At 71.5% G+C, this 26,253-nt stretch carries 20 protein-coding genes and 1 riboswitch; of the genes, 9 read left to right on the forward strand and 11 right to left on the reverse strand.

What is annotated here, in order from left to right; translation table 11 throughout:
• Positions 1-247: 247 nt before the first annotated feature.
• Genes A6A06_RS04825 through A6A06_RS04835 form a run of 3 tightly spaced genes read right to left on the reverse strand, consistent with a single transcriptional unit; the run spans position 248 to position 5,453 of the window.
• The gene (locus tag A6A06_RS04825; protein ID WP_073759119.1) at positions 248-1,408 is read right to left on the reverse strand and encodes a VWA domain-containing protein; all 1,161 of its coding nucleotides are present in this window, start codon (positions 1,406-1,408) and stop codon (positions 248-250) included.
• A complete protein-coding gene (locus A6A06_RS04830; RefSeq protein WP_242440561.1) occupies positions 1,405-4,251 on the reverse strand; it encodes a DUF5682 family protein in 2,847 nt (948 codons plus the stop codon). The genes A6A06_RS04825 and A6A06_RS04830 overlap by 4 nt, the downstream gene beginning before the upstream one ends.
• Positions 4,248-5,453: an ATP-binding protein gene (locus tag A6A06_RS04835; RefSeq protein ID WP_242440562.1), complete on the reverse strand. Its 1,206-nt coding sequence runs from the start codon at positions 5,451-5,453 to the stop codon at positions 4,248-4,250. The genes A6A06_RS04830 and A6A06_RS04835 overlap by 4 nt, the downstream gene beginning before the upstream one ends.
• A 201-nt stretch (positions 5,454-5,654) precedes the next feature.
• Between A6A06_RS04835 and A6A06_RS04840 the strand changes: the two genes are divergently transcribed.
• On the forward strand, positions 5,655-7,028 hold the full coding sequence (locus A6A06_RS04840) for an SWIM zinc finger family protein (RefSeq protein WP_073759121.1): 1,374 nt from the start codon (positions 5,655-5,657) through the stop codon (positions 7,026-7,028).
• A gap of 172 nt (positions 7,029-7,200) precedes the next feature.
• Positions 7,201-9,018: a DUF5691 domain-containing protein gene (locus A6A06_RS04845; RefSeq protein WP_073759123.1), complete on the forward strand. Its 1,818-nt coding sequence runs from the start codon at positions 7,201-7,203 to the stop codon at positions 9,016-9,018.
• A 119-nt stretch (positions 9,019-9,137) separates the two neighbouring features.
• On the opposite strand, the gene A6A06_RS04850 is transcribed toward A6A06_RS04845, so the two are convergent.
• Positions 9,138-9,548: a cobalamin B12-binding domain-containing protein gene (locus tag A6A06_RS04850; RefSeq protein WP_073759125.1), complete on the reverse strand. Its 411-nt coding sequence runs from the start codon at positions 9,546-9,548 to the stop codon at positions 9,138-9,140.
• A 426-nt stretch (positions 9,549-9,974) separates the two neighbouring features.
• On the opposite strand from A6A06_RS04850, the gene A6A06_RS04855 reads away from it, so the two are divergent.
• Both A6A06_RS04855 and A6A06_RS04860 read left to right on the forward strand, forming a co-directional pair.
• Positions 9,975-10,952, forward strand: a complete 978-nt coding sequence (locus A6A06_RS04855; protein WP_073759127.1) for an esterase/lipase family protein — start codon at positions 9,975-9,977, stop codon at positions 10,950-10,952.
• Between the two features lie 266 nt (positions 10,953-11,218).
• A complete protein-coding gene (locus A6A06_RS04860) occupies positions 11,219-13,024 on the forward strand; it encodes a M23 family metallopeptidase (RefSeq protein WP_073759816.1) in 1,806 nt (601 codons plus the stop codon).
• A 163-nt stretch (positions 13,025-13,187) separates the two neighbouring features.
• On the opposite strand, the gene pcrA is transcribed toward A6A06_RS04860, so the two are convergent.
• Complete coding sequence (gene pcrA, locus A6A06_RS04865; protein ID WP_073759129.1) at positions 13,188-15,665, reverse strand: DNA helicase PcrA; 2,478 nt, start codon at positions 15,663-15,665, stop codon at positions 13,188-13,190.
• A 320-nt stretch (positions 15,666-15,985) separates the two neighbouring features.
• Positions 15,986-16,185, forward strand: a riboswitch (cyclic di-AMP (ydaO/yuaA leader).
• An 8-nt stretch (positions 16,186-16,193) separates the two neighbouring features.
• On the opposite strand from pcrA, the gene A6A06_RS04870 reads away from it, so the two are divergent.
• On the forward strand, positions 16,194-17,378 hold the full coding sequence (locus A6A06_RS04870; protein ID WP_073759131.1) for a C40 family peptidase: 1,185 nt from the start codon (positions 16,194-16,196) through the stop codon (positions 17,376-17,378).
• 134 nt (positions 17,379-17,512) lie between these two features.
• Here the strand turns inward: A6A06_RS04870 and A6A06_RS04875 are convergent, their stop codons facing one another.
• Positions 17,513-17,866, reverse strand: a complete 354-nt coding sequence (locus A6A06_RS04875; protein ID WP_073759133.1) for a hypothetical protein — start codon at positions 17,864-17,866, stop codon at positions 17,513-17,515.
• Positions 17,867-18,282: 416 nt separating this feature from the next.
• Between A6A06_RS04875 and A6A06_RS43450 the strand changes: the two genes are divergently transcribed.
• Positions 18,283-19,131 carry a GNAT family N-acetyltransferase gene (locus A6A06_RS43450; protein ID WP_199930673.1) on the forward strand — a complete coding sequence of 283 codons (849 nt, stop codon included), beginning with the start codon at positions 18,283-18,285 and terminating at the stop codon, positions 19,129-19,131.
• 39 nt (positions 19,132-19,170) lie between these two features.
• On the opposite strand, the gene A6A06_RS04885 is transcribed toward A6A06_RS43450, so the two are convergent.
• The gene (locus tag A6A06_RS04885) at positions 19,171-20,295 is read right to left on the reverse strand and encodes an alpha/beta hydrolase (protein ID WP_073759137.1); all 1,125 of its coding nucleotides are present in this window, start codon (positions 20,293-20,295) and stop codon (positions 19,171-19,173) included.
• 438 nt (positions 20,296-20,733) lie between these two features.
• Between A6A06_RS04885 and A6A06_RS04890 the strand changes: the two genes are divergently transcribed.
• Positions 20,734-22,023, forward strand: coding sequence for a serine hydrolase domain-containing protein (locus A6A06_RS04890; RefSeq protein WP_073759139.1), 1,290 nt, complete (start codon positions 20,734-20,736; stop codon positions 22,021-22,023).
• Positions 22,024-22,103: 80 nt separating this feature from the next.
• On the opposite strand, the gene A6A06_RS41440 is transcribed toward A6A06_RS04890, so the two are convergent.
• The 4 genes from A6A06_RS41440 to A6A06_RS04905 all read right to left on the reverse strand — a co-directional run bounded on the left by A6A06_RS41440 (position 22,104) and on the right by A6A06_RS04905 (position 24,996).
• Positions 22,104-22,277: a hypothetical protein gene (locus A6A06_RS41440; protein ID WP_199930674.1), complete on the reverse strand. Its 174-nt coding sequence runs from the start codon at positions 22,275-22,277 to the stop codon at positions 22,104-22,106.
• A gap of 117 nt (positions 22,278-22,394) precedes the next feature.
• Complete coding sequence (locus tag A6A06_RS04895) at positions 22,395-22,724, reverse strand: hypothetical protein (protein WP_073759141.1); 330 nt, start codon at positions 22,722-22,724, stop codon at positions 22,395-22,397.
• A gap of 51 nt (positions 22,725-22,775) precedes the next feature.
• Positions 22,776-23,900, reverse strand: a complete 1,125-nt coding sequence (locus A6A06_RS04900; RefSeq protein WP_073759143.1) for a hypothetical protein — start codon at positions 23,898-23,900, stop codon at positions 22,776-22,778.
• Between the two features lie 307 nt (positions 23,901-24,207).
• Complete coding sequence (locus A6A06_RS04905) at positions 24,208-24,996, reverse strand: helix-turn-helix domain-containing protein (RefSeq protein ID WP_073759145.1); 789 nt, start codon at positions 24,994-24,996, stop codon at positions 24,208-24,210.
• 119 nt (positions 24,997-25,115) lie between these two features.
• Between A6A06_RS04905 and A6A06_RS04910 the strand changes: the two genes are divergently transcribed.
• Positions 25,116-25,535 (forward strand): ATP-binding protein, encoded by a 420-nt coding sequence (locus A6A06_RS04910; RefSeq protein WP_073759147.1) that lies wholly within the window; start codon positions 25,116-25,118, stop codon positions 25,533-25,535.
• A 42-nt stretch (positions 25,536-25,577) separates the two neighbouring features.
• A complete protein-coding gene (locus tag A6A06_RS04915) occupies positions 25,578-26,156 on the forward strand; it encodes a TetR/AcrR family transcriptional regulator (protein ID WP_073759149.1) in 579 nt (192 codons plus the stop codon).
• Positions 26,157-26,253 lie beyond the last annotated feature (97 nt).

Genomic DNA, 26,253 nt, shown 5'->3' on the forward strand with positions numbered 1-26,253 from the left:
GCGAAATGGATCAGACGGAACGGATGAGAACGGGTGGCAGACGCAGCCGACCGGAACGGTGACCGTGGCACGAAAGCACCGAGGCAAGCACCAAGGCACGAATCCGAGGGCCTTCCGGCCTCGGACACCGGCGTCACGCGCATCGCGGTGATCGATCGGTGATTGAGCGGTGATCGAGCGGTGATCGATCGGTGCGCTGATCCTTGCACGACAGGCCAGGGGCCACGCAAGCCCCCCGAGGCTCTCGTTACCGTTGCTCCGTCATGTCCGGTATCGGCAGCGGCCGCTTCTCGATCGCGGCCGCCATCACCTCCGGGAAGAGGTCCGGCGTACAGGCGAACGCCGGTGCGCCGAGGGCCGCGAGAGCCGCCGCGTGCTCCCGGTCGTAGGCGGGCGCCCCCTCGTCCGACAGCGCAAGCAGCGTCACGAACTGCACCCCGGCCGCCTTCATCGCCGCGACGCGTTTGAGCATCTCGTCGCGTATGCCGCCTTCGTAGAGGTCGCTGATCAGCACGACGACGGTGTCCGCCGGCCGGGTGATCTGCGACTGGCAGTAGGCGAGCGCACGGTTGATGTCCGTACCGCCGCCCAGCTGGGTGCCGAAGAGTACGTCCACCGGGTCGTCGAGCTCGTCCGTCAGGTCGACCACCGCGGTGTCGAAGACGACGAGCCGGGTCGCGATGGCCCGCATGGAGGCGAGCACCGCGCCGAACACGGAGGCGTAGACGACGGAGGCGGCCATCGACCCGGACTGGTCGATGCACAGCACCACGTCCTTCTTCACCGACTGTGCGGCCCGCCCGTAGCCGACCAGCCGCTCGGGGACGACCGTGCGGTGTTCCGGCAGGTAGTTCTTGAGGTTCGCGCGGATCGTACGGTCCCAGTCGATGTCCCGGTGCCGGGGGCGGCTGATGCGCGCCGAGCGGTCCAGGGCGCCGCTCAGCGTGGCGCGCGTGCGCGTCGACAGCCGTTTCTCCAGCTGCTCGACGACCTTGCGCACCACGGCCCGCGCGGTCTCCTTCGTCGTCTCCGGCATGACCTTGTTGAGCGAGAGGAGGGTCCCCACCAGGTGGACGTCGGCTTCGACGGCCTCCAGCATCTCCGGCTCCAGCAGCAGCGCGGACAGGCCGAGCCGTTCGATCGCGTCGCGCTGCATGACCTGGACGACGGAAGTGGGGAAGTACGTACGGATGTCGCCCAGCCAGCGGGCCACGTTCGGCGCCGAGGCGCCCAGACCTGCCGTGCGCGATCCCCCGCTGCCGGCCCCGTCCGGCCGGCGGCCGTAGAGCGAGCTGAGCGCCCCGTCCATGGCGGCGTCCTGCCCCCGCAGCTCGCAGCCGGTCCCGTCGGCACCGTCCCCTCCCAGCACCAGCCGCCACCGCCGCAGCCGTTCCTGCGCCTCACTCATCCGGCCACCCCCGTCATCCGTTCCCCCGGCCCCTCGCCACGCTGCCCTCCACCAAGCAGCTCCCCACCACGCTGTCCCGCATCGCTCACACCGTCCGTGCGGTCCATGTCACCCACGTCACCCATGCCACCCGTTCGGTCCATGCCACCCGTACGGTCCACGTCACCCATTCGGCCCATGTCACCCGAACGGTCCACCGGCATGCCCTCCGACATGCCTTCCTGGAGCCCCAGCAGAACGCGCAGGGTCGGCAGCACGGCCGCTGCCCGGTCACGGTCCAGGCCGGGCCCGAAGCCCGGTATCGCCGCTTCCTGGCCGCCGTGGCCCGCGCCCTGCCCCGCACCCTGCCCCGCGGCGGAACCGCCGGCCCCGGCCGTCGTACCGCGGCGTATCAACTCACCCAGCGTGCGCCGCACTCCGGCTTCGTACTCCGCGAAGGTCCGGCGCAGCAGCGGGAGTACGTCCGTGAACGCGTCCGCCGGTACATGTGCCAGCCATCCGTCCACCAGGGCGAGCAGCCTCTCGTCATGCACCAGCAGCAGTCCCCCGGAGTCACCACCGGCGAACCCCTCGATCCAGCCCGCCGCCTCGGCCGGCGGCGTCCCCGGGGACAGGGCCAGCCCCATCAGCCGTTCCGCGTCCCCCGCGGTCAGCCGCCCGTCGTCGAGCAGCAGCCGGACCGCACGCCCCCGCAGCAGACCGGGCACCGTCTCCCGTCCGGCCAGCTTCCGCAGCACCACCGCCCAGCGCTCCCGCAGCCCCCCGCCCCGGGCCGCGATGTCGGCCCCGACCACGCTTTCGGCCCCGGCCGCGATGTCGGGCCCGGCCGCGATGTCAGACCCGGCTGCGCTGTCGGGCCCGGCTGCCGGAGTGCTCGTCGGGCCCTCGTCCAGGAGGGCGACCGCGTGGTGGGCCGCGTCCAGGTGCTGGCGCATGTCCGCGGCGCCGTCCGCGTCCAGGCCCGTGCAGGCCGGCGGCAGGCCGACGAGGACGCGCTCGGCCAGTCCGGTGGCCACCTCGCCGAGTGCGGCGGCGTCCGTGCCGCGTACGTCGCCGTAACGGACCGAACGCACCAGCGCGGGCAGCGCCTGGGCGAGATGCCCCACGTCCGCGTCCAGTGCGGCCCGGTCCGTGAGCACCCGCATGACCACGGGCAGGGCGCCGGGGAGCCCGGCGAGCAGACAGCGCTCGGCCAGTGCCGTGACGTCCGCGAGGGCCGAGGTGCCCAGCGCGTCGGACTCCGCCTTGGCGGTCGCGGCCGCTTCGACCGTCGTGCCCCAGATGCCGGCTTCCGCGGCCCGCACGGACAGCTCGGGCTCCCACCGGAGCCGCCAGCTCTCCCGGAACGTGCCGGTGCTCGAACGTGTCCGTACGGGTTCGCCCCACGCCACACCGAGCAGCCGCAGCCGGTGCAGCAGCCGGCTGCGTCCGGCGTCCGTCTCCTTGCGGAGGTCGAGCTCCAGTTCGCGCTCCGCCGCCTCCGGTTTGAGGCGCAGGGACCGCTGGCTACGGGTGATGTCCCGCTGGAGCGGCACCGCCGGGGCGCTGTCCGGCACCTCCCCCAGTACGTCGCCCACCACCAGGCGGTCGTGGATCAGGGCGGACGGCGCGTCGGACCCGTCGCCGAGCACCGCGCGCACCGCGTCACCGGCCTCGGCCAGTCCGGCCAGCGGGCGGCCGCGCATCGCGGCCAGCGCCTCGGCGAGCCGTACGGCCTCGATGACGTGGGCGGAGGAGACGGCGTAGTCCTCCTCGCGCAGCAGCCCGGCGACCTTGGTCATCCAGCGTTCGACGGGGCGGTCGGGCGCGCTGAAGAGATGGCCGTACCAGCCGGGCGAGGAGATGCCAGCGCCGTATCCGCTGCGGCGCGAGAGCCTGCGGTGGGTCCATGGGACCCACGTCACCTCGGGCTTCACCTTCGGCAGGCCCTTGAGCAGCTGCCGGTCGGCGGTCACGGTCGTGCGCCGGGCCAGCGCCGGAACGTGCCACGCCCCGCACACCACGGCGATGCCGTCCCCGAACTCCCGGCGCGCCTCACGCAACCGGAGCCGCATATGGGCCTCGCGCACCAGGTCGCGGTCGTGCCCGCCGACGCCGTACGCCTCGCGCAGCGCCCCCATCGCCTCGGCCAGCGCCTCGAACGGCGCGAGCGGATCGGAGAGCGGGTCGGAGAGTGGTCCGACGAGCGGATCGACGCCCGCCGCACTCCCGCCCCCGTTCCCCCTCCCGTTCCCGGCCTCGCTGCCGTTTCCGCTCCCGGCCCCGCCCCCGTTCCCCCTTCCGTGGGCGCGGTGCTCGATCACGTCCTCCCACCAGCGCTCCGGATCGTCGTACCCGGCGGTTTCGGCGAGCACCGCCACGGGATCGATACGCACCTCCGCCGCCCGGTCGGCGCCGGGCGTACTGCCGGGAGCCGTTGGCCCGTCGGGAGCCGTCGTCCCTTCGGGAGCCGTTGGCCCGTCGGGAGCCGTCGTCCCTTCGGGAACCGCCGCGTCCTCACCCTCCCCGCCGAGTGCCAGGGAGTGCGCGGCGGGCAGGTCGATGAAGCGCACCGGTACGTCGCGGGCCAGCGCCCACCGGATCGCCACCCACTCCGGGGAGAACTCCGCCAGCGGCCAGAACGCGGCCCGCCCCGGGTCGGCGGGGACGTGGGCGAGCAGCGCGACCGGCGGCCGCATCGCCGCGTCGGCGGCCAGGGCCACCAACGCGTCCGCCTCCGGCGGCCCTTCGATCAGCAGGGCGCGCGGCTCGTGGTGCTCCAGGGCCGCCCGGACCGCCCGCGCCGAGCCCGGTCCGTGGTGCCGCACCCCCAGCAGCAGCGGCTGGTCCGCACGGGCGTTCATGCGCCGGCCTCACGGCAGGCGCGGTAGAAGTCCTTCCAGCCGTCGCGCTCGCGCACCACGGTTTCCAGGTACTCCTGCCATACGACCCGGTCGGCCGCCGGGTCGCGTATCACCGCGCCGAGGATGCCCGCGGCCACGTCCCCGGACCGGAGTACGCCGTCACCGAAGTGCGCGGCCAGCGCCAGGCCGCTGGTCACCACGGAGATGGCCTCGGCCGTGGACAGCGTGCCCGACGGGGACTTGACCTTGGTGCGGCCGTCGGTGGTGACGCCGTCCCGCAGCTCCCGGAAGACCGTGACGACACGGCGGATCTCGTCCGTGCCTTCCGGGGCGGGCGGCAGGTCCAGGGAGCGGCCGAGCTGGTCGACGCGCCGGGAGACGATGTCGACCTCCTCCTCGGGCGTCGCGGGCAGCGGCAGGACGACCGTGTTGAAGCGGCGGCGCAGGGCGCTGGAGAGTTCGTTGACGCCGCGGTCGCGGTCGTTGGCCGTGGCGATCAGGTTGAAGCCGCGCACCGCCTGGACCTCCTGGCCCAGCTCGGGGATGGGGAGCGTCTTTTCCGACAGTACGGTGATGAGCGTGTCCTGCACGTCGGCCGGGATGCGGGTCAGCTCCTCCACCCGCGCGGTCATGCCCTGGGCCATCGCCCGCATGACCGGGCTGGGCACCAGCGCGTCGCGGCTCGGGCCGTGGGCGAGCAGCTGCGCGTAGTTCCAGCCGTAGCGGATGGCTTCTTCCGGGGTGCCGGCCGTGCCCTGCACGAGCAGGGTCGAGTCGCCGCTGACGGCCGCCGCCAGGTGCTCCGACACCCAGGTCTTGGCCGTGCCGGGCACGCCGAGCAGCAGCAGCGCGCGGTCGGTCGCGAGGGTGGTCACCGCGACCTCGATGATGCGGCGCGGGCCCACGTACTTCGGCGTGATGAGCGTGCCGTCCGGCAGGCTGCCGCCGAGCAGATACGTCGCCACCGCCCAGGGCGACAGCTGCCAGCGCTCCGGCCGCGGCCGGTCGTCGGCCGCCGCCAGCGCCTTCAGCTCCTCGGCGAACGCGTCCTCCGCATGGGGACGCAGCACCTGCGCGGAATCGCCGGAGCCGGTGCTGGTAGCGGCGCCGGTATCGGTAGCAGTGTCGGTACCGGTGTCGGCGCCGGTTCCGGTTCCCGTACCGGTGCTGCCGGCGTCGCCTGCGGTGTTGTTCTCAGGCATGGTTTCCCCCTCGTCGCAAGGTCTGCGGCCGGTACCCCGCCTCCGCCGGCCGCTTGCGTGAACAACCCTGCACCACACCACTGACAATCACCGGAAAACCGGCCCTGACCTGCTAGTTCAGCAGCGAGGCCGATACCCGCCGGGTGGTTGCGGAGGCGGGCAGCGGGGCGATTGTCAGTGGGTGCTCGTAGCGTTTGGAGCATGAATCCGCAGGGGGAACGCTGGACGTCGGATCACGTGCTCGCGCTCGCGCCCGACGCACCGTCACGCAAGGCGGGCAGCAGGCTCGCGACGCCGGGCTCGTGGCCGGAGACCGGCACACAGGGGAGCGCGGTGTGGGGCCTGTGCAAGGGCAGCGGCAGCAAGCCGTACCAAACCGTCGTGGACACGGCCGGACCGGCCTTCAAGTGCAGTTGCCCGAGCCGCAAGTTCCCGTGCAAACACGCACTGGGCCTGCTGCTCATGTGGGCGGGTGAGGAAGCGGCCGTGACCAGCGGAGCGCCTCCCGCCTGGGTGGAGGAGTGGCTCACCGCCCGTCGGCAGCGCGAGCAGAAGAAGGCTCCGGGCGAAGCCGACGAGACGGCAGCACGGGCGGGTTCAGCGCCGGCCGCCGGTCCGGAGGCCGCGCGCCGGCGTGCGGCGCTGCGCGCCCGGCGGATCGCCGCCGGTGCCGGCGAGCTGGAGCAGCGGCTGGAGGACCTGCTGCGCTCCGGCCTGGCCACCGCCGACCGTGCGGGGTACGGCGCCTGGGACGAGACGGCGGCCCGTATGGTCGACGCCCAGGCGCCAGGCCTGGCCGCGCGCGTACGGGAGTTGGGCTCCGCCGCGGCCTCCGGGGCGGACTGGCCGTCCCGCCTCCTCGCCGAGTGCTCCCTGATCCACCTCCTCGACCAGGCGTTCCTGGGCATCGACCGCCTGCCGCCCGCACTGGCCTCGACGGTCCGCACCCGTGTCGGGCTGACCACCGACGCGGCGGATGTCCTCGCCGGTCCGGACACCGCCACCGTCCGCGACCGCTGGCTGGTCCTCGCCCAACAGGACACCGAAGAAGGGGTGCTGACCAGCCGCCGGGTGTGGCTGCGCGGCGAGCGGACCGGGCGCATGGCGCTGCATCTCTCCTTCAGCGGGCCCGACCGCGCCCTGGACCTCTCCCTGCCGTGCGGACTCGTCCTGGATGCCGACCTCGCCTACTACCCGGGCGCGCGTCCGCTGCGCGTCGTCCTGGGCGCGCGGCACGCCGACCCGGTCCCGGTCACCGGTCCACCGCCCGGTGGGGGCACCGACGCCGCCCTGGCCGCGTACGGCGACGCGCTGCGCGACGACCCCTGGCTGGACGCCTGGCCGGTGGTGCTGACGGACGTCGTACCGATACCGGGCCGCGGCGGCGAGCCGTGGCAACTGGCGGACGCCGACGGGGAGTCGGCGCTGCCCGTGGACCCGCGCTGCGCGGAGCGGGCGGGGCTGTGGCGCCTGGCCGCCATATCCGGCGGCGAACCGGTCACGGTCTTCGGCGAATGCGGGCACCGCGGCTTCGTACCCCTGACCACCTGGGACCCGGCCCCGGTAACGCTGTGACCACCGGCGGCCCCGGCGCCCCCGGCGACCCTGGCAGCCCAGACGGCGCCGAACCCATTCGCCCACACCCGCCCACGCCCACCCGCAAGGCCCCCGCCCACCCCCTCATCCATTCATCCATCCGCCCCCTCATCCACTCGCCCGATATCCGATCACCGTCCGGGGGAAGACCATGATCGAAAAGCACAGCACCGGAAGCCACCTCGGCTCGGCCGCCCTCGCCGAGCCCTCCTGGGAGGAGCTGGTGAGTTCGGCCCTCCTCGGTACGGAACGCCGCACGCCGCCCGTCACCGCCCGCGAGGGCAGAAGCACCCCGGCCGCCCTGCTGGACGCGGCCGCCGTGAGCACGGTCCGGCGCCGGGCCGCCCTGCGCCCCGCGCCCGCCCGCGAGCGGCCCGTACCGGCCCCGCCCGACTCGCGCCCACCGCTGCCGCCGGCCGCGCGGCGCCGGCTCGCGCTGCTGCTCGCCGACCGGAACGGCACCGGCAGCGGTCACCGCCGCGGCACGGCGCCCGACCTGACCGAGTTGCTGCCCCAGTGGCTCACCGCCGCCGCCCGGCACGGCTACCGCGCCCCCGAGGCGCTGCTGCCCGCGCTGCTCGACGCGGCCCGCGCGCGGACGGATCTGCGCGCGGCCGCCCTCGCTTTCGCCGGGCCCCGGGCGCTGTGGCTGGCGCGGCTCAACGACGAGTGGAAGTTCGCGCTGCGCGGCATCGGGAGCGCGGCCGCGCTGCCCGGCGCCGACGAGCCGGAGGCCGTACGGGCTCTGTGGGAGGAGGGACTGTTCGCGGAGCGGGTCTCCCTGCTGGCGGCGCTGCGCCGCCGTGACCCGGCCGCCGGGCTGGCCCTCCTGGCCACCACCTGGGCGACCGAGCGCGCCGAGGACCGGCTGATGTTCCTCGACTCGCTGCGGGAGGGTCTGTCGGTGGCCGACGAGCCGTTCCTGGAGGAGGCGCTGGCCGACCGCAGCCGCAACGTCCGGGGCACCGCCGCCGAATTGCTGTCGGCCCTGCCGGGCACCGCGCTGGCCGCGCGGATGGCGGACCGGGCCCGCGCCTGCATCACCCTCGCCCGTACGGAGGCCCACACGGAGGCCCATACGGAAATCCGTACGGACAAGAACAACGGGAAGGGTACGGAGAAGGGCACAGACGCACCCGGCGCGGAGGCTTCCGGCGGCTGGACGCTCGTCGTCGACGCTCCGCGCGAGTGTGACGCGGCGATGCAGCGCGACGGGGTGGTGCCGAAGCCGCCGACCGGCCGCGGCGAACGGGCCTGGTGGCTGAGCCAGCTGCTGGAGGCCGCCCCGCTGGAGTGCTGGAGCGGGTGGCTGGGCGGCCGGGAGCCGGCGGAGATCGTCGCCCTGCCGGTGGCCGACGGCTGGCACACCGAGCTGCACGACGCCTGGTGCCGTGCCGCCGTGCGCCAGCGGGACGTCGCGTGGACGCGTGCCCTGCTCGGCACCCCGGCTGCCGTCCCACAGGACTCCGGCACGTACGCCACCGGCACGTACGCCACCGGAGCGGCCGCCCCGTACGCCACCGGAGCGGCCGCCCCGAACAGCACCACGGCCCCCGGCGGCCCAGCCGGTTCGTCGCGTGATCTGGCCCGGCTTCTGACGGTGCTGCCCGAGGACGCCCGCGCGCGGTGGGTCGCGGAGTTCATAGCGGCCCACGGGCTGTCCGACGCGTTCCGGATGCTCGGTGTGTGCGCGGTGCCGTGGTCCGAGCCGCTGGGCCGTGCGGTGGTCGACGCACTGGACATCGCCCGGGACGCGGGCAGTTATCCGTGGAGCTTCAGCGGCGTGATGGGCCTGGCCGAGCGGTGTCTCGACCCGGACGCGGCGGACCGGCTCGCCATGCTCACGGCGACACCGGACGAGCCTGCGGACGGCTCGCCCGGCGCGGTCGGCTACTGGTCCGAAGCGTTCCAGCGCCTGGTGAGCACGCTACGGCTGCGCGCCACGATGCGGGCGGAGCTGGCCCCGTGAACCGTAACCACGGGCTGCTCCGCCCGGCTGCCGCGCCACCGCTCCGCATGGCCCCCACGCCACCGCTCCGCACGGCCGCCGGTCCAACCCGGCCGCCGTGCCGCCGTGCTGCCGTGTCCTCAGGCCGCCAGCTGGCGGACGTTGGCGCGGACCCACTCCACGATCGACGAGGTCGTCGCCCCGGGCGTGAAGATCTCCGCGACGCCCAGCTCCTTGAGGGGCGCGATGTCCGCCTCCGGGATGATGCCGCCGCCGAACACCTTGATGTCCGCCGCGTCCCGCTCCTTGAGCAGCTCTATGACCTTGGCGAACAAGGTGTTGTGCGCCCCGGACAGGATGGACAGGCCGATCGCGTCGGCGTCCTCCTGGATCGCGGTGTCCACGACCTGCTCCGGGGTCTGGTGCAGCCCCGTGTAGATGACCTCCATGCCGGCGTCGCGCAGCGCCCGCGCGATGACCTTGGCTCCCCGGTCGTGACCGTCGAGCCCCGGCTTGGCCACCACCACGCGGATCGGACCCTGCACACCCATCACTGCCTCCCAGCCCTGCACGGCACGACACGGCACCTGCACGGGGCAGGACCGCCGGACCGACATCAGAATGGCGGCCGCGGCGGCCGCCCCAAGCGTGAACGAACGTTATCGCCAGCATCCCGTACCCAGCCGTTTCGTAACACTGAGGGAGGGGGAAATCACACATTGGGACACGTTCGCTACGCGTTGCGTTCCGCGTCACTTCATGAGCGGGACGGACGCACGGGGAGCCGCAGTGAGGTCGCCGCACCTCCGCGCCGTCAGCCGCGCGGCACGGAGGTCCGGCCGTTGAACGCATCCGTCTTCGTATCCGTACGACCGGGCAGCAGCTCGTTCACGTACTTGTACGTTGCCGGAAACGGCTGCCCATGAGGGCACACGGGGGACAGAGTCGTCTCCCGCGTGCCATTCGGGAGGTCGGCCATGAAGGCCTTGCCCTTTCTCTGCTGTCTGGCCCGCCCCTCCGCGCTGCTGCGCGCGACGGTGATCGAGCTGGCCATCCTCGTCGGGCACCTTCTGCTGTACCCGACCGGCATCCAGCAGGAGCAGCCCAGAGCCCTTCCCGGCATTCCGGGCACAGGACAGGACGGCGGCCCGACGTCCGGCACCGGCCGCGGCGGCGACGCCGCCACCCCGGCCACCGACGCAGACACCGCCACCCCGAACACCGACGGCGACACCGTCACCACCGCCTCCGCCCCTTCCGCGCCCTCCGCGCCTTCCACACCCTCCACAAGGCCGACCTTGCTGCCCACGGAAGGCCGGGGCCACCCTCCGGTCCTCCTGCTGCACGGCTTCATCGACAACCGCTCCGTCTTCGTACTGCTGCGCCGCTCACTGCTGCGGCACGGCTGGCGGCACGTGGAAGCGCTCAACTACTCCCCCCTCACCTGCGACCTCCGCAAGGCCGCCGAGCTCCTGGGCCGCCATGTCGAGCAGATCTGCGAGCGCACCGGCCACAGCAGGGTCGACCTGGTGGGGCACAGCCTCGGCGGCCTGATCGCCCGCTACTACACCCAGTGTCTCGGCGGCGACCTCCGCGTGCGCACCCTGGTGACCCTCGGCACGCCGCACGGCGGCACCCGGGTGGCGCCGCTGATGTCGGCCCATCCGCTCGTACGGCAGATGCGCCCGCATTCCGACGTGATCGTGGAGTTGGCGCGGCCCGCCCCGAATTGCCGGACGCATTTCGTCTGCTTCTGGAGCGACTTGGACCAGCTGATGGTCCCGGTCGAGACCGCGCGTATCGATCACCGGGATTTGATCACCCGTAGCGTGCGGGTATCCGGGGTCGGTCATCTCGCTCTCCCGGTCAACGGCGCGGTCGCGGCCGGAATACGGGAGGCGCTCGGCGCCGAGGAGGAGACGCAGGGCAGCGCGAGCACGGCATCGGTGGCCTGACCTTTACGGGTTCCGTGACCTGAGCTCCGCCGTGCCCGCCATTCGATCTGCGCGTGCGCACTTCCGCTCGCGTGCGCACTTCCGCACCCCCGTTCACCTCGAACGCACATCGAACGCGGCGCCAAGAACGCGCATACTCTCCGCCGAAAGGCGGCCAAATGCCCGGTACCGAGAAGCCCGAAACCTGCCGAAGATTGTCGCCGTCGCGTACTGCCGGGTACAGTCGCCGCTAATTCTCCTGCTGCCGAGGCGAAAGAGAAGTGGTGGTGAACGACCGTCACTCGCCGGAGTCCCCCGCTCCGGCTGTCCCCTCTCCCGACGCCTCGTATGCGCACTATCCGGCCTACGAGTCCTACGGATACCAGGACACCCAGGTCGGCCACGCCGCATACGGTGGCGGCGATCCGTACTTCGGCGTGTTCCCCGGCCACCAGGCCACCGGCGCGCACGACGCCGCGCCGTACGACACCACCGCATACGGCACCACCCCGTACGGCACAGCCGCGTACGACACCACCGCATACGGAACCGACGCGTACGCCGCATATGCCACCGGTGCCTATGACGGCGGCTACGGCGACGGTGCGGGTACCCACTCCGCCGCGTACCCCGCTGCGCACCCCACGGCCTACGACCCGTACGCCCACACCGCGTACGACACCGGCGGCTACCAAACGGGGACTCCGGCCGGTCCGGATGCCTACGAGGCCACCGCGGTCTGGGGCGCCGTCGGGCAGGACCTGGTCACCGGCATCCCGGCCCAGGCGGGCCCGCCACCGCAGGCGGGCTACCCGTACGACGCCGACGCCAGTTCCCAGTGGGAGACCATGACTTGGGCGGGCGGCCCAGGGCTGGGGCAGTACGGGAGCGAGCCGCATAAAACCGGGCAACCCTACGCTTCCGGCCCATACCCGAACCCGACCGCAAACGATCAGTACGAGTCCGCTTACGGCGAGTACGAAGCGTTTCCTGGCACGGATACGGCGGACAACCGATTCGCCGCGGAGCCCGGCGCAACCGCCATCGCCGAGGCCCTCACCCAGACCACCCCGGCCATCGGCCCCGACTTCGACGGCGCCGACGGTTTCCACGGCCCCGAAGGCTTCGCCGGACCCGCCAGGCCCGGCGAGCCCGGCGGAATCGGCGAGCCCGGCGGCCCCGAAGGCTTCAACGGCTCCGAAGGCTTCGACGGTCCCGATGGCTTCGACGGCCTGGACGGCATCGCCCCGGACGCCGTCGACATCACGCCCGACGGCAGCTCCGCCGCCGGCTCCGCGCCCGCCGCACGCCCCTCCCGTTCACGCCGGGCGGCGCAGGGCGGCGGTTCGTCCGGCCGCGGCCGCCGCCGCACCGCGAAGCGCTCCGCGCTGCTGACCGTCGCGGTGCCCTCGGTCGCCGCGATGGGCGTGTGCGCCGTGGCCGCCGCCTCCGTCACCAGCGGTGCCGAGAACGGCGCCAAGGACAACACGACGACCCAGGCCGCGGGAGACCCCGGGACCGTGCAGCCGGCCGCGGCCAACAACAAGCTCGACACCCAGCTCGCCAGCCTGAGCGCGGGCGCCGACGACTTCGCCGACCGGGCCAGCCGTACACAGGAGCGCATCGACCTCAAGGCCCGGCAGATCGCCGAGAAGAAGCGCAAGATCGAGGAGGCGGCGCGCAAGGAGGCCCTGCGCCCCAAGTTCGCGCTGCCGGTCGCGCAGCACGGCCTGAGCGCGCTGTACGGGCAGGCGGGCGTCAACTGGATGTCCGTGCACACCGGCATCGACTTCCCGGTCGGCTACGGCACGCCCGTCATGGCGGCCACGGACGGCACCGTGCGCACCCAGTACAACTCCGCCTACGGCAACATGGCGATCGTGACCGCTTCCGACGGCACCGAGACCTGGTACTGCCATCTGAGCAGCACCAAAATCCGGTCAGGAACGGTCAAGGCCGGTGACCAGATCGCCTACTCGGGCAGCTCCGGCAACTCCACCGGACCGCATCTGCACTTCGAGGTACGCCCCGGCGGCAGCTCGGCCGTCGACCCGCTGCCGTGGCTGCGCGGCCACGGCCTCAACCCGAACTGACCGGCAACCCGAACTGACCGGCCCAGCGGCGCGCAAAGGCCGCACTCGCAGCACGCAAACCGAAGCCGTCCGGCGCTCCAGGCGCCGGACGGCTTCGGTGCGGCGCCGATCAGCGCCGATCAGCACCGTTCGGCGCCGATCAGCACCGTTCAGCGCCGCCCCGTCAGAGCTTCTCCACCGGCGCGTACCGCAGCAGCAGCCGCTTCGGCTTCTCGCCGCCGAAGTCGATCGTCGCCTCCGCGTTGTCCCCGCTGCCCTTGACCGCGACGACCGAGCCCAGCCCGAAGCTGTCGTGCGTGACACGGTCGCCGACCGCCAGCGCGACCACTTCGCGGTCCTTGGCGCGCCGGGTCGCGAAGCCGCTCGGCCCCGCCTTCGTACGCGACGAGGACAGTCCGGAGCCGAAGCCCCCGCCGCCCGAGCCCGACAGTGCGCCCATCGAGGCGGAGGGCGTCGCGGGGCCGGTGCGCCGCCAGTCCACGTACTGCTCCGGGATCTCCTCCAGGAAGCGGGACGGCGGGTTGTACGACGGCTGGCCCCAGGCGCTGCGCATCGTCGAGCGGGTGATGTAGAGCCGCTCGCGGGCGCGGGTGATGCCGACGTACGCCAGGCGCCGCTCCTCCTCCAGCTCCTTGGTCTGGCCGAGGGCGCGCATGTGCGGGAAGACGCCGTCCTCCATGCCGGTCAGGAAGACGGTGGGGAACTCCAGGCCCTTGGCGGTGTGCAGCGTCATGAGGGTGATGACGCCGGAGCCGTCCTCGTCCTCGTCGGGGATCTGGTCGGAGTCGGCGACCAGCGCGACCTGCTCCAGGAAGTCGGAGAGGGTGCCCGGGTTCTCCTCGCCGCGGTCCTGCTCGAATTCCAGGGCGACGGCGGCCAGTTCCTGGAGGTTCTCGATGCGGGTCTCGTCCTGCGGGTCGGTGGAGGCCTGCAGCTCGGCGAGGTAGCCCGTACGCTCCAGCACCGCTTCCAGGACGGTGGCGGGGCCCGCGCCGGACTCGACGATGGTGCGCAGCTCCTCCATGAGCGTGTTGAAGCGCTTGACGGCGTTGGCGGAGCGGGCAGCCATGCCGTACGCCTCGTCGACCCGGCGCAGCGCCTGCGGGAAGGTGATCTTCTCGCGGGCGGACAGCGCGTCGATCATGGCTTCGGCGCGGTCGCCGATGCCGCGCTTGGGCACGTTCAGAATGCGGCGCAGCGGGACGGTGTCCTCGGGGTTGCTGAGGACGCGCAGGTACGCGAGGACGTCGCGGACCTCCTTGCGCTCGTAGAAGCGCACGCCGCCGACGACCTTGTAGGGCAGGCCGACCCGGATGAAGATCTCTTCGAAGACGCGGGACTGCGCGTTGGTGCGGTAGAAGACCGCGACGTCGCCCGCCTTGGCGTCGCCCGCGTCCGTCAGCCGGTCGATCTCGTCGGCGACGAACTGGGCCTCGTCGTGCTCGGTGTCGGCGACGTAGCCGGTGATGCGGGGGCCTTCGCCGGCGTCCGTCCACAGGTTCTTGGGGCGGCGGTTCTCGTTGCGCTCGATGACGGCGTTGGCGGCGCTGAGGATCGTCTGGGAGGAGCGGTAGTTCTGCTCCAGCATGATCGTCGTGGCGTCCGGATAGTCCTCCTCGAACTGGAGGATGTTACGGATCGTGGCGCCGCGGAACGCGTAGATCGACTGGTCGGCGTCACCGACCACGCACAGCTCGCCGGCGGTCTCGGCCGGCCCCACCAGCTCCCGTACCAGCGTGTACTGGGCGTGGTTGGTGTCCTGGTACTCGTCCACGAGGACGTGCCGGAAGCGGCGGCGGTAGTGGTCGGCGACATCCGGGAACGCCTGGAGGAGGTTGACCGTGGTCATGATGATGTCGTCGAAGTCCAGGGCGTTGGCCTCGCGCAGCCGGGCCTGGTACATCCGGTACGCCTCTGCCACCGACTTCTCAAAGCCGTCGGCCGCCTGGTCGGCGAAGGTCTCCTCGTCGATGAGCTCGTTCTTGAGGTTGGAGACCTTGGCGCTGAAGGACTTGGGCGGGAAGCGCTTGGGGTCGAGGTCCAGGTCCCGGCAGACCAGGGCCATCAGGCGCTTGGAGTCGGCCGCGTCGTAGATCGAGAAGGACGACGTGAAGCCGAGCTTCTTGGACTCGCGGCGCAGGATGCGCACGCACGCGCTGTGGAAGGTGGAGACCCACATCGCGTTCGCCCGGGGGCCGACCAGCTCCTCGACGCGCTCCTTCATCTCGCCCGCGGCCTTGTTGGTGAAGGTGATCGCGAGGATTTCGCCCGGGTGCGCCCGGTGCGCGCCGAGCAGATGCGCGATGCGGTGCGTCAGGACGCGGGTCTTGCCGGAGCCGGCGCCCGCGACGATGAGCAGCGGGCCGCCCGTATGCGCCACGGCGGCCTTCTGTTGGTCGTTGAGTCCCTCCAGGAGGGCGGCCGGATCCACCGCGGGGCGGGCGGCGCCGTCGCGGTAGTACGGGTCGCGGCCCGGACCCACGGCGTGCGGGAGGCCGCCCGGCACGTCGAAGCGCCCGCCGAACAGGTCGGCCGGGATCTCCTCCTGTGCCGGACCGTTCTCGTCCTCGGGAGGCGGCGGGGGCCCCTCGCCGGTGGGTTCGAGGTCCGCCAGGAAGCTGTCGTCAAAGAGGCTGCTCATCGCCCACCGAGTCTAGGCCGCCGCACTGACAGCCCGGCCCGTACCGCGAAATCCGGCCGTGTGAGCTAGCACGCGTCCCGCGAGGCGGCACGAGGCGATCGCTACGGCCACACCTGTTCCCGCACGGACAGATACGGCCACACCTGTTCCCGTACGGACAGAAGTGAGCCAGGACACGCCCCGGACGCGACCAGATAACGAAAAGGTTTCGGGCAAATCGAACATCAGCCTTCACAGGGGCCACACGGGTTGGCTACCGTGCTCGCTCGGGCAGCCCGCGTCCCCGCGGCCGACAGCGTCCGCACGGGCCGCCCCCGCCGAGTCCGGCCCTGCCACCAGGCATCCGGAGCCGGGGACCCACACGTACCACCGGGGTGAATCGGCCGGTACGGCACACGGCGGGAGATGCCTCGGGGCAGGAGCCTCCAGGACCCCTCCCGCAGCCGCACTGGCCGTAGGGCAAGCCTTCCGTCATGCCCGAACCCGACAGCTAACCCGGTAGGCGGTCCACGGAAGGAGTCGCCGGCCTTGGCGTCGCACCGCAAGCCGCGCACCCGCATACTCACCTCCCCCGGAAGCCGCCGTACGGCCGCCGGGCTCACCACCGCCGCCCTCGCCTCCGTCACCCTGCTGTCGCAGACCGCTCAGGCAGCGCCGAGGCAGCCGCAGCAGAGCATCGAAGAGGTCAAGGAGAAGGTCGACGACCTCTACCGCCAGGCCGAAGTGGCCACGCAGCAGTACAACGGCGCCAAGGAGCAGGCCGACGAACAGCGCAGCACCGTCGACCGCCTCCTGGACGACACCGCCCGGCGCACCCAGGCGATGAACGACGCCCGGCGCGAGCTGGGCTCCCTGGCCTCGGCGCAGTACCGCAGCGGCGGCATGAACCCGACCGCGCAGCTGCTCCTGGCCCGGAACCCGCAGCAGTTCGTCGACCGGAGCCACCTCATGGACCGGCTGTCCGGCAAGCAGAAGCAGGCCGTCACCGACTACCAGGAGCAGCAGGCCACGGCCGTACGGCAGCGTGCCGAGGCGTCGCGGAGCCTGGAGCGGCTCACCGAGACGCAGGCGTCCCTGAAGGAGTCCAAGAGGTCCGTCCAGGGCAAGCTGGCCGAGGCCCGGCAGCTGCTGTCCCGGCTGACCGCCCAGGAGAAGGCGCGGCTGGCGGAGCTGGAGCGCAAGAAGGAGGCCGAGGCCAAGCGCAAGGCCGAGGAGCTGGCGCGCAAGCAGGCCGAGAAGGAGCGCAAGGAGCGGGAGGACGGCAAGCAGCACGACACCCCGGGCCAGGGCACCGGCTCCGGGTCACCGGACGGCGGCTCGGGCGGGGGTTCCGGCGGCGGGCAGGCCGACGACGGTTCGTACGCGACCAAGGCCGCCAAGGCCCTCGCGTTCGCCCGCGCGCAGATGGGCAAGCCGTACGTCTGGGGCGCGACCGGCCCGAACTCGTACGACTGCTCCGGCCTGACCCAGGCGGCCTGGAAGTCGGCGGGCGTCTCCCTGCCGCGCACCACCTGGGACCAGGTCAAAACCGGCGACCGGGTGGCGACCAAGGACCTGAAGCCGGGTGACCTGGTGTTCTTCTACGACGACATCAGCCATGTCGGTATGTACATCGGCGACGGCAAGATGATCCACGCCCCGAAGCCCGGCGCGAGCGTACGGATCGAGTCGATCTACTACATGCCGATCTACGGGAGCGTACGGCCCGCTTGATGCGGGCCTGAAGTGGGCCTGAAGCGATCAGATGTGGCTCTGATGCCGGCCACATGAGAGGAGGCCGCGGGGCAGGTGCCCCGCGGCCTCCTCTCGATGCGCCCTCGCGGCCTCGTCTCGATGCGTCCCGCCGCTCACGTCCACAGCAGGGCGATGAAGATGTTGACCACCGTCAGCACCCCGACGGCCAGGAAGAGCGGCTTCTCCACCTTCTCCTCGTCGCGCTTCACGTAGACCAGGCCCAGGATCACCACCAGTACGGCCAGCTTGACGCCCAGCTTGACGTTGTCGAGCGAGTGGTCCTGGGCCTGGTTGAGGCCGACCAGGGCGACGCCGGTCACCAGCATCGTCAGCGCGCCGTGCAGCATGGCCGGCGTGAAGCGGGCGGCGCCCGCGCTCATCGGCTTCATCTGGGTCAGGAAGCCACCGAGCAGCGAGGCGATGCCGATGATGTGCAGGCCCACGAAGACCTTGGTTACTACGTCCATAGTGGTGGATCGTAGCCCTCGCATATCAGCACTTCTCACTTAGGTATGCCTCTCCCGGAGCCCCGGTCAAAGTCCGTGCTCAGCACGTCGCCAAGGCGTTCGGGCTCGGACATCCGCATCCACCACCGGGCCGAAAACGCGCAATACCCGGCAACCGGCCGCCTTTCCGTGCCGCCGAGGTTTAGCGTCCTTCACCAGGCGGCCGACTCCCCACCCCCGCCGGATTCCGCCCCGGCGGCCGTCGGCCGTCCCCGCCGAGAGGAAAGGCGGCGGCCCGCTCCCCCTGTTACGGGCCGCCGCCGGACCCAGCGGGCCACCACCGGACCCCGCCAGGGCGCTGCCTGCCGGCCCCGGACGGACACCCCGGGACGTCGGCTGCCGCGCCGGGCACGGCGGCCCGCCTTAAGATCGATCCCATGAACCTCCCTATAGACAACCCACCTATAGACACGGCCGGTTCGCACACCTCCCCCCTTCCGGACCCTCTCCCGGCCCCTCCCCCGGGCGCCCTCCCGGACCTCCCCCCGGGCCTCGTCCGGACCTGGGTGCACGGCTGGGCGCGCTGCCGCGGCACCGCCGCCCCCGTCGCCGCGCACGGCGGCTTCCACATCGAGATCGGCCTCCCCGACCAGCCGGGCCGCTACGTCTTTCCCGCCGTCGACCCGGATGTCCTGCGCGGCCTCGCCGCCTCGATCACCGTCCCCAACCTGTGGATCAAGGTCTGCGCCCCGCGTACGGAGATCGCCCCCTTCCTGCCCTCCGGCTGGGAGTTCACCGAACCGCAGTTCCTGATGTCGACCGCACTGCCCGAGAAGCCGGGCCCTCCGGAGGCCCCGACCGGCTACACGGTCGAGACGGTGGACGAGGACGGCACCGGCGTCCTCGCCTGCCGCGTACGGGACGCCACGACCGGCGGGCTCGCCGCCCGGGGCCGGGCCGCGGTCACCGACGTCTCCACGCCCCACGCGGTGATCTACGACATGATCCACACCAGTGCGGGCCACCGCCGCCGCGGCCTGGGCAGCCTCGTCATGAACGCGCTCTCCGCCCGTGCCGTCGAACTGGGCGCCACCCGCGGCATCCTGGTGGCCAGCCCCGAGGGCCAGTCCCTCTACCGCTCCCTGGGCTGGGACCTGCACGCGCCGGTCACGGCCGCCCGCATCCCCCCACCCGCGGACAGCACCGTCACCACCGGGCCCCGGACTGCTACCGGCCCCCGGACCGCCACCGCTACCGGAACCGGCCCCACCCGCGACACCGGCTGACCGCCCCCTGCCCCACTCCCGCCCCCACCCCCGCGCCCCTCAGGGCGCGACCACACCGCTCAGCCACCGGAAGACCTCCGGGATCTGGTTCTTCCACACGGCCGTGCCGTGGCCGCCCGCACCCGCCGGGATCAGCTTCACCTTGACCGTGGTCGGCTTCTTGGCGAGCTGCTTGAGGGCGAGTCCGCCCTCGTAGCCGTCCCCGGCCGCCCCGGAGACGTAGAGCGCGGTACGCGGCGGTTTGCCCGCCTTGTTGGCGGACTTCAGGATGTTGATCGGGTTGCTCGCGACGCGCAGCTTGGGGTCCTTCCCGGCGAGCGACGCGGGCTCCAGCTTCGGGTCGTTGAAGCCGGAGAGGCTGATGGCGGCGCGATAGCGGTCCGGGTGGGCCAGCGCCAGCTTGGCGGCGCAGTGCGCGCCCGCCGAGTAGCCCGCCAGCGCCCAGGAGTCGGCCTTCTCCTCGGCGCGGAAGTTGTCGATCACCATCTGGCGTACGTCGACGCTCAGCCAGCTGTCGGCGTTCGCCTTGCCCGGGATGTTGACGCAGCCGGTGTCCACGCTGCCCAGGAGGGTGGTGCGCGGCGCGACGAGGATGAAGGGCTTGACCTTGCCCCGTTCCATCAGCGACTTCAGCTGTTCGGGCGCCTTCAGCGTGCCCATCCAGGACTTGGCCGAGCCGGGGAACCCGGGCAGCATCTGCACGACGGGGAACTTCTTGTCCGCGTACGCCGGGTCGTCGTACTGCGGCGGCAGCCACACGTACACCTCGCCGCTCACGCCCGAGATCCGCCCCTTGAACTCGCCCTCCTGGACGCCCGCCCCGACCACCGAGTCCTTCGCCGGCCCGAACTGCACCAGCTGCTTGGGCTCGTCCTTGATCTTCAGCCCGCCCAGGCCGTCCGGCCCGAGGTCCTTGGCGGCTTCGACGTGGTCGGACGTGCCGAGCAGGTCCTCCCAGTTGTCGTAGAGGCTGTTGGCGTTGTTGACGGCCACGAACACCAGCGTGATCGCGGTGGCCTGCGCGAACACCAGCATGCCCAGGCGCGCCAGCCCCCGCACCACTTGCGGGCCGCGGACGCGGCTCCACAGCGCGAACGGCAGCACGACGGCGACGATCAGCAGCAAAATCGCAGTGAGAAAGAAGGGCGTGCCCGTCAGGCTCATCGGGGATCTCGCTTCCAGGGCATGGTGCGGCGTGGGCATGGTTCTGGCCCTGCCGTCGGCAGCGAGCCTCTCCGCAAGATTAGATGGTCATCCGACAGGCCTCGGTTGCCCCCCTGAGCACCTTCTTCGCCCGGTCACTTCATCCCGTTCATCCAGTTCATCCACTCCACCCACTTCATCCAGTTCATCCACGTCATCGCGCACGGGTGGCGTGGCATGGGTCACAGAGCGGGCGGCGGACACTCGGGACGACAGGCGGCCGCGCTCGGTAAACCTGACAAACGTCAGCCGAACGTGTGCACGATCCCGTCCTGAAGGTTGATGCCCGGGAGCGGCGTGCTCGGCAAAGATCGCAGGCAAGCGAAGAGATCGCCCGGACCGGTAACCACCGCCGGCGGCTCGCGGGAGCCGCCGGTCACGACCTGACGGAGACGCCCTATGCCCCTGTCCCGCCCGAACCGCCGCCGTTTGAGACTGGCCGCCACTTCCTCCGCCGTCCTCCTGGCCCTGCTGGCACCAGCTCTCCCAGCCTCGGCCGCCGGGCTGCCCGCCGCGCCCGCCCCGTCGGCGGAGACGGCCTCGGCACAGCGCACCGGCCTCGATCGCGCGGCGCTGGACCGGACGTTGAAGAATCTGCACGACGCGGGCATGTACGGCGCCTACTCCGCCGCGCGGGACGGCGCCGCGTCCTGGCAGGGCGCGTCCGGCGTGGCCGACGTGAAGACCGGCCGCCCCATGACACCGCAGCTCGAACACCGGATAGGCAGCATCACCAAGACGTTCACCGCCACGGCCGTGCTCCAGCAGGTCGGCAAGGGCCGCATCGGCCTCAACGCGCCGATCGGCCGCTATCTGCCCGACCTCGTCCCGGGTGAGCGCGGCCAGGCGATCACCGTACGGATGCTGCTCGACCAGACCAGCGGGATCAACGACTACGACCACGTGATCTTCGCCAAGCCGGAGGACCTGGAGGCCAACCGCTACCGCCAGTACACCCCTCGCGAGGTGGCCCGGATCGGTCTGGCGGGCAAGCCGTTGGGCAAGCCCGGCGAGGCCCATCACTACGCCAACACCAATTACGTGATAGCCGGGTTGCTGCTCGGCAAGGTCACCGGTCAGGCGCCGGAGGAGTACATCGCCGAGCACGTCATACGCAAGGCCGGGCTGCGGCACACGTACTTCCCGCGCTCGGCCCGCCTGCCCGGACCGCACGCCAAGATCTACGAGGGCATGTACGGACTGTTCGACCCGCCGCGCGACTTCACCGACTACAACGTGTCCTGGGCCGGTACGGCCGGTGCGCTGGTCTCGACGATGGACGACCTCAACCGTTTCACCCGGGCCCTGCTGTCCGGCAAGCTCATCGGCCCGTCCGAACTGCGCCAGATGAAGACCACGGTGCCGACGGGAAGCCCCATCATGCGTTACGGCCTGGGCCTCTTCTCCCTGGACCTGCCCAACTGCGGCCGGTTCTGGGGCCACAACGGTCTCGTCTGGGGCTCCGAGACCATGGCCCTCTCCAGCGAGGACGGACAGCGCCAGGTATCCCTCGGCACGAACCTGACGAACTACTACGGGATCGAGGCGGACGGCCAGACCCCCAAGGAGGGCCCGATCGACTACGCCAAGTGGTTCCACATCCGCCAGGCCCTGTGCGACACCCCCGCCAAGGGAGCGAAGAGCACACCGGCCGTACCTCCGACCCCGCAACTGCACCCGACCCGATAATCCACTCCGACACGCCCGACACAACCGGCACAACCGGCACAACCGTCAAGTCGGCGTCACCACGCACCGGTTGACGAACGTCAGGAACGACGATCCCGGGGCCGGGTAACCCACAACCCGGCCCCCGCGGCAAGCACACCGACACCGCACGCCACGCTCAGCAGAACCTTCTGCAAACCGTCGTCGACCATCGCGCTGACGCACACATTCCCCAGCAGACAAACGCCGAGCACGAACCAGAGCAAAGCCTTCATGGGTCCCTCCGAAGCTGCAACGGGCCCAGGACCCGAGCGTGACGTGCGGTACGGCAACAACTCTTCAGGAAGGAGACAGCGAGGACGATGGGGCCAGCACCCGGGTGGGGGGTGCAGCTAGCCCGTGTACGGGGCGCCGTGGCCGTTGAGGAAGCGGAACAGGACGGCGGCTTCCGCGCGGAGCCGCCCGGCTCGGTCAGCGTGCGCGGGGTCGGTCAACTGAGCTGCAGCTTCGAGCCGTTCCGTGGCCTCGGCTCGCACGATGTCCGCCACGCTGTCTTCGCTCAGCTCACGCCGCTCCGCCTCGGTGGCGCCGGCACCGACCGGCGCCTGTTCGATGGCCTGGCCGCGCAGCTCGGCGCCGCTCACGGGCAACGCCTCCGCGTTGTCCAGTGCGGCGAGCGTTGCGCGGAGGGCGCTCACCGCGGCCTGGTCGCGGGCACGCATCGCTTCCGGGAGGGCTTGGCGCATACGAACACGTAGGGACATGCCGAGACCCTACGTGCTCGCGCAGACGGCTTTCGCGGATGGCGTGTTGCCGGAGCCGTCGGCGGGGGCGCCGCTGGTTCGGGTGCGGCAGAGGCGTGCGAAGTGATGGGTGCGTTCGGCGCGGTGGTGGTCGGTCGCCGGGTCCGGGGGTGGGGTGTCGCCTCGGCAGGGGCGGCAGAGGCCGCCGGGGAGAGCTTCGGGGCGGCCCGGCACGCCGCAGTCCGTGCATTCCATGATGCGGGTGGGGGTGAATTCTGCCGGTGAGCCAGTGGGTGCCGATGGGTTGGCTGGTGTCGGTGGGAGGGGTGGTGTCGGTGAAAGGGGTGGTACTGGTGGGAGTTTGTCGGTGAGGCGGGTACGGGTGAAGGCGGCCGGGGAGTGGACCTCGGGCGGCAGCCCGGAGGTGAGGGCCGCGACGAGGTACGCGCTCGTCACGCCACGGGCCAGCCACTCGGCGGCGAGGCCTTCGAGCGCGGCGCATTCGGCGGCGGAGAGGATCATGCGGGGGTCGGCGGTGCCGAGGGTGGCCAGCGCTGCGTACGCGGCCGAGGGGGCCGGTGGAGCCGGGCGGGGGTTGGCGTGCGCCACGTGGCGGGAGGACTGCGGCCGCTCGTCCGGTCGCTCGTCCGGTTGAACCTGCGGTTGGGGCTGCGGTTGGAGCTCCTGTTGGGTCTGCGGGTGAGACCGTGGCTGGGGCTCCGGATGGGGCTGCGGTTGAGGCCGTGGTTGGGCGTGTGGGGGCGTGTCGGCCGTCAGGAAGCGGTGCCACCAGGTGTCGTCGCGGGCGGTGCGGGTGAAATACGTCCGGTACACCCACTGGGAGCGGCCGTTGCCGACGGTTTCCTGGACGCGGCGCAGGTGCCCGGCAGCGGAGAGCCGGGTGAGCGCGGAACGGACGGCTTGCTGGCCGTAGCGGGGCTGCGCTGCGGAGAGTGTCTTCACGTCCATCGCGGCGCCGTCCGGAAGCCGGTCGATGAAGGCTCCGATGAACGCTTCGCGTTCGGGGAGGTGGGCGAAGGCGTCCGGGCGGGGGCGGGCTTGGTCCGGGGCGGACCGTTTGCCGTAGCCGGGGGCGGCGCGGGGGTGGGAGGCGGCGGGCGCGCAGGGCGCCGTAGTAAGTTTGGCGTCAGCCACGAGATCGCTCTTTTCGATCTTGGAGGTCAGACCCCGGTTCGGTGTTGGTAGCACCAGCCGGGGTCGTTTATTGCTCGCAACGCGCAACCGTTACGCACTGTCGCGAACGGTAGAGGGTGGCGACGGTCGGTGGCAAGCCGGTCACGAAAAGTCATGTGCGCTGGCCCGCGCGGGGGTCGGGAGGGCGGGTGGGTTGTGCCATCCCGCCCATTCCTTAGACAAGGGACTCGACACCCGCCACCCGGAGCCCGGGGCTCAAGCTCCGGCAATCAACGGGCGCGAGACCATCTCCAAGCAGCCGGGGCGCTCACAATTCCTTCGCCACCTGCCGGATGCGCTCGTCACTGTCCTCCACCCCCAGCGCTTGCATGCGCATCATGCCGTATGCGCGGCGCTGGCAGCTCACTTCACTCGGGTCCGATTGCAAAACGCTGACCCCTTGCCCAGGCAAATACGCAAGCGTCTCGTGCTCGGCGGTTTCGAGAAGCACGATCGGACCGGCGAGTGCGGTGTATGGGGCACGGTCGACCGGCAGAATCTGCACACATACGTTGCGCATCCGCTGAACCTCCAGCAGGCGTTCGAGTTGCCGCTTCATCACTTCGGCGCCACCCACCATCGTGCGCAACGCGGCCTCGTAGATGACGAAGTTGAACACCGTGCCCGGCCTGTCGCCCAGCACCTCCTGCCTCTTGAGTCGAAAGCCGATGCGCTCTTCCACCAACTCGTCACTCAACGGCGGAGGCCCGTGGGTCATCAGCTCGCATACATACTCCTCGGTCTGCAACAAGCCTGGGATGTAGAGAGGTTCATACCAGTCCAGCCCGATGGCGGTGCGTTCGAGGTCCATGTACTCGTCGGTGTGCCTGGGGCGCTTCTCCGGCTGCAGAAAATCGTGCGCCGCCTCCAACAACCCGTGCGCCCCGCACATTGGATCCGCGACCTGGAGAACACGCAACGTCGGGCGCCGACGGCCCTGTTCCATGGACTTGACGTACTCGACGTCGTAATTCGCTTCCTCCGCGAGTTCCTCGCGGGTGACACCCGCCCGGGTGCGCCACAGCTTGAGCTGGTTTCCGCAGTAGCGCCACGCCATCGGCGGCTGCGAGGGTTCGTTCGTCACCGTGCCCCCTTTTGTCGGCACGACTGGTACAGCCAGATGCGTACCCTTGTCGCGGCTGCTGACGGTACGCCCGGGGCGACACGCTCAGTGACGTGAACGACGGAAATTCCCCCCTCCAGAACGAATGGTGGCTGCCGCGCCACCCCCGTAGCGCGCGGCGGGCGCGTGGGTATCTGCGTGATCTCGCGGAGGTGTGGCAGTTGCAGGCCGAGGCGACCGAAACCGCCGTACTCATCCTCAGCGAGCTGACGGCCAACGCCTGTGTTCACGCGCGGGCTCCGCGGGGGCGGTACGTCAGGATGCGGTGCCTGCTCTACGAAGAGCGGCTGCGGGTCGAGGTGGCCGACGCCGGTTCCGGGATGCCCGTGCCCCGGGTGGCGGGCGTCGACGACGAGGGTGGGCGTGGGCTGGCGCTGGTGGCGGCGCTCGCGGACGAGTGGGGAGCGTACCCGCGCCCGTACGGCATCGGGAAGGTCGTGTGGTTCGAGCTGAAGAACTGTCTCGCACCCTGACGATTCTTGAATGGTCGGTCAACTATCCCCTAGGGTGCTCGCATGGGCAGAACCAAGGAGTTCGACCCGCGCGTCACCCTCCAGGCCGCCCTGGAGCTGTTCTGGCGCAAGGGGTACGAAGCCACGTCGATGCAGGACCTCGTCGAACACCTCGGCATCAACCGGGGCAGCATCTACGCGACGTACGGCAGCAAGCGCGAGCTGTACCTGCGCGCGCTCGACCGGTACTGCGAGAACGAAGGGGTGGTGGCGCTGGAACGGCTGAACCAGCCGGGTCCGGCGCTGCCTGCCGTGCGCGCGTTCGTGCGCGCGTTCGCCGACGAGTCGCTGGCGGACCAGGACCGCAAGGGATGCCTGGTGACGAACACCGCCGTGGAACTGCTGCCACAGGACGAGAAGGCGGAGCGGCGTATCGAGACGGCGCTGCACGAGGTGGAGTCGGCCATCGCCGGCGCCCTGATCCGGGCGAAGGCACAGGGCGAGCTGGACGAGGGGGCAGACGTCCGCGCCCAGGCCCGTTTCCTGGTCACCTTCATCCAGGGGATGCGCGTCGTCGGCAAGACGAGCGACGAGCGGCGGCTCAACGACGCCGTGGAGCAGGCGATGAAGGTTCTGGGATGACCGCGCTGCGGTGACGCGGCGCCTGGTGGCCCCCGCTTTGGCGAGCGGGGGTTTCACGCGCCCAATTACTGGAACGATCGGTTAGGAAAAGAGGAGG

The organism is Streptomyces sp. CB02923 (genome assembly GCF_001905005.1).
In the GTDB taxonomy this organism is placed as follows: domain Bacteria; phylum Actinomycetota; class Actinomycetes; order Streptomycetales; family Streptomycetaceae; genus Streptomyces.

Coding starts and splice junctions, on each gene's coding strand:
- A6A06_RS04825 (WP_073759119.1), bottom strand. CDS start 1,408: ATGAGTGAGGCGCAGGAACGGCTGCGGCGGTGGCGGCTGGTGCTGGGA.
- A6A06_RS04830 (WP_242440561.1), bottom strand. CDS start 4,251: ATGAACGCCCGTGCGGACCAGCCGCTGCTGCTGGGGGTGCGGCACCAC.
- A6A06_RS04835 (WP_242440562.1), bottom strand. CDS start 5,453: ATGCCTGAGAACAACACCGCAGGCGACGCCGGCAGCACCGGTACGGGA.
- A6A06_RS04840 (WP_073759121.1), top strand. CDS start 5,655: ATGAATCCGCAGGGGGAACGCTGGACGTCGGATCACGTGCTCGCGCTC.
- A6A06_RS04845 (WP_073759123.1), top strand. CDS start 7,201: ATGATCGAAAAGCACAGCACCGGAAGCCACCTCGGCTCGGCCGCCCTC.
- A6A06_RS04850 (WP_073759125.1), bottom strand. CDS start 9,548: ATGGGTGTGCAGGGTCCGATCCGCGTGGTGGTGGCCAAGCCGGGGCTC.
- A6A06_RS04855 (WP_073759127.1), top strand. CDS start 9,975: ATGAAGGCCTTGCCCTTTCTCTGCTGTCTGGCCCGCCCCTCCGCGCTG.
- pcrA (WP_073759129.1), bottom strand. CDS start 15,665: ATGAGCAGCCTCTTTGACGACAGCTTCCTGGCGGACCTCGAACCCACC.
- A6A06_RS04875 (WP_073759133.1), bottom strand. CDS start 17,866: ATGGACGTAGTAACCAAGGTCTTCGTGGGCCTGCACATCATCGGCATC.
- A6A06_RS43450 (WP_199930673.1), top strand. CDS start 18,283: ATGAACCTCCCTATAGACAACCCACCTATAGACACGGCCGGTTCGCAC.
- A6A06_RS04885 (WP_073759137.1), bottom strand. CDS start 20,295: ATGAGCCTGACGGGCACGCCCTTCTTTCTCACTGCGATTTTGCTGCTG.
- A6A06_RS04890 (WP_073759139.1), top strand. CDS start 20,734: ATGCCCCTGTCCCGCCCGAACCGCCGCCGTTTGAGACTGGCCGCCACT.
- A6A06_RS41440 (WP_199930674.1), bottom strand. CDS start 22,277: ATGAAGGCTTTGCTCTGGTTCGTGCTCGGCGTTTGTCTGCTGGGGAAT.
- A6A06_RS04895 (WP_073759141.1), bottom strand. CDS start 22,724: ATGCGTGCCCGCGACCAGGCCGCGGTGAGCGCCCTCCGCGCAACGCTC.
- A6A06_RS04905 (WP_073759145.1), bottom strand. CDS start 24,996: ATGGCGTGGCGCTACTGCGGAAACCAGCTCAAGCTGTGGCGCACCCGG.
- A6A06_RS04915 (WP_073759149.1), top strand. CDS start 25,578: ATGGGCAGAACCAAGGAGTTCGACCCGCGCGTCACCCTCCAGGCCGCC.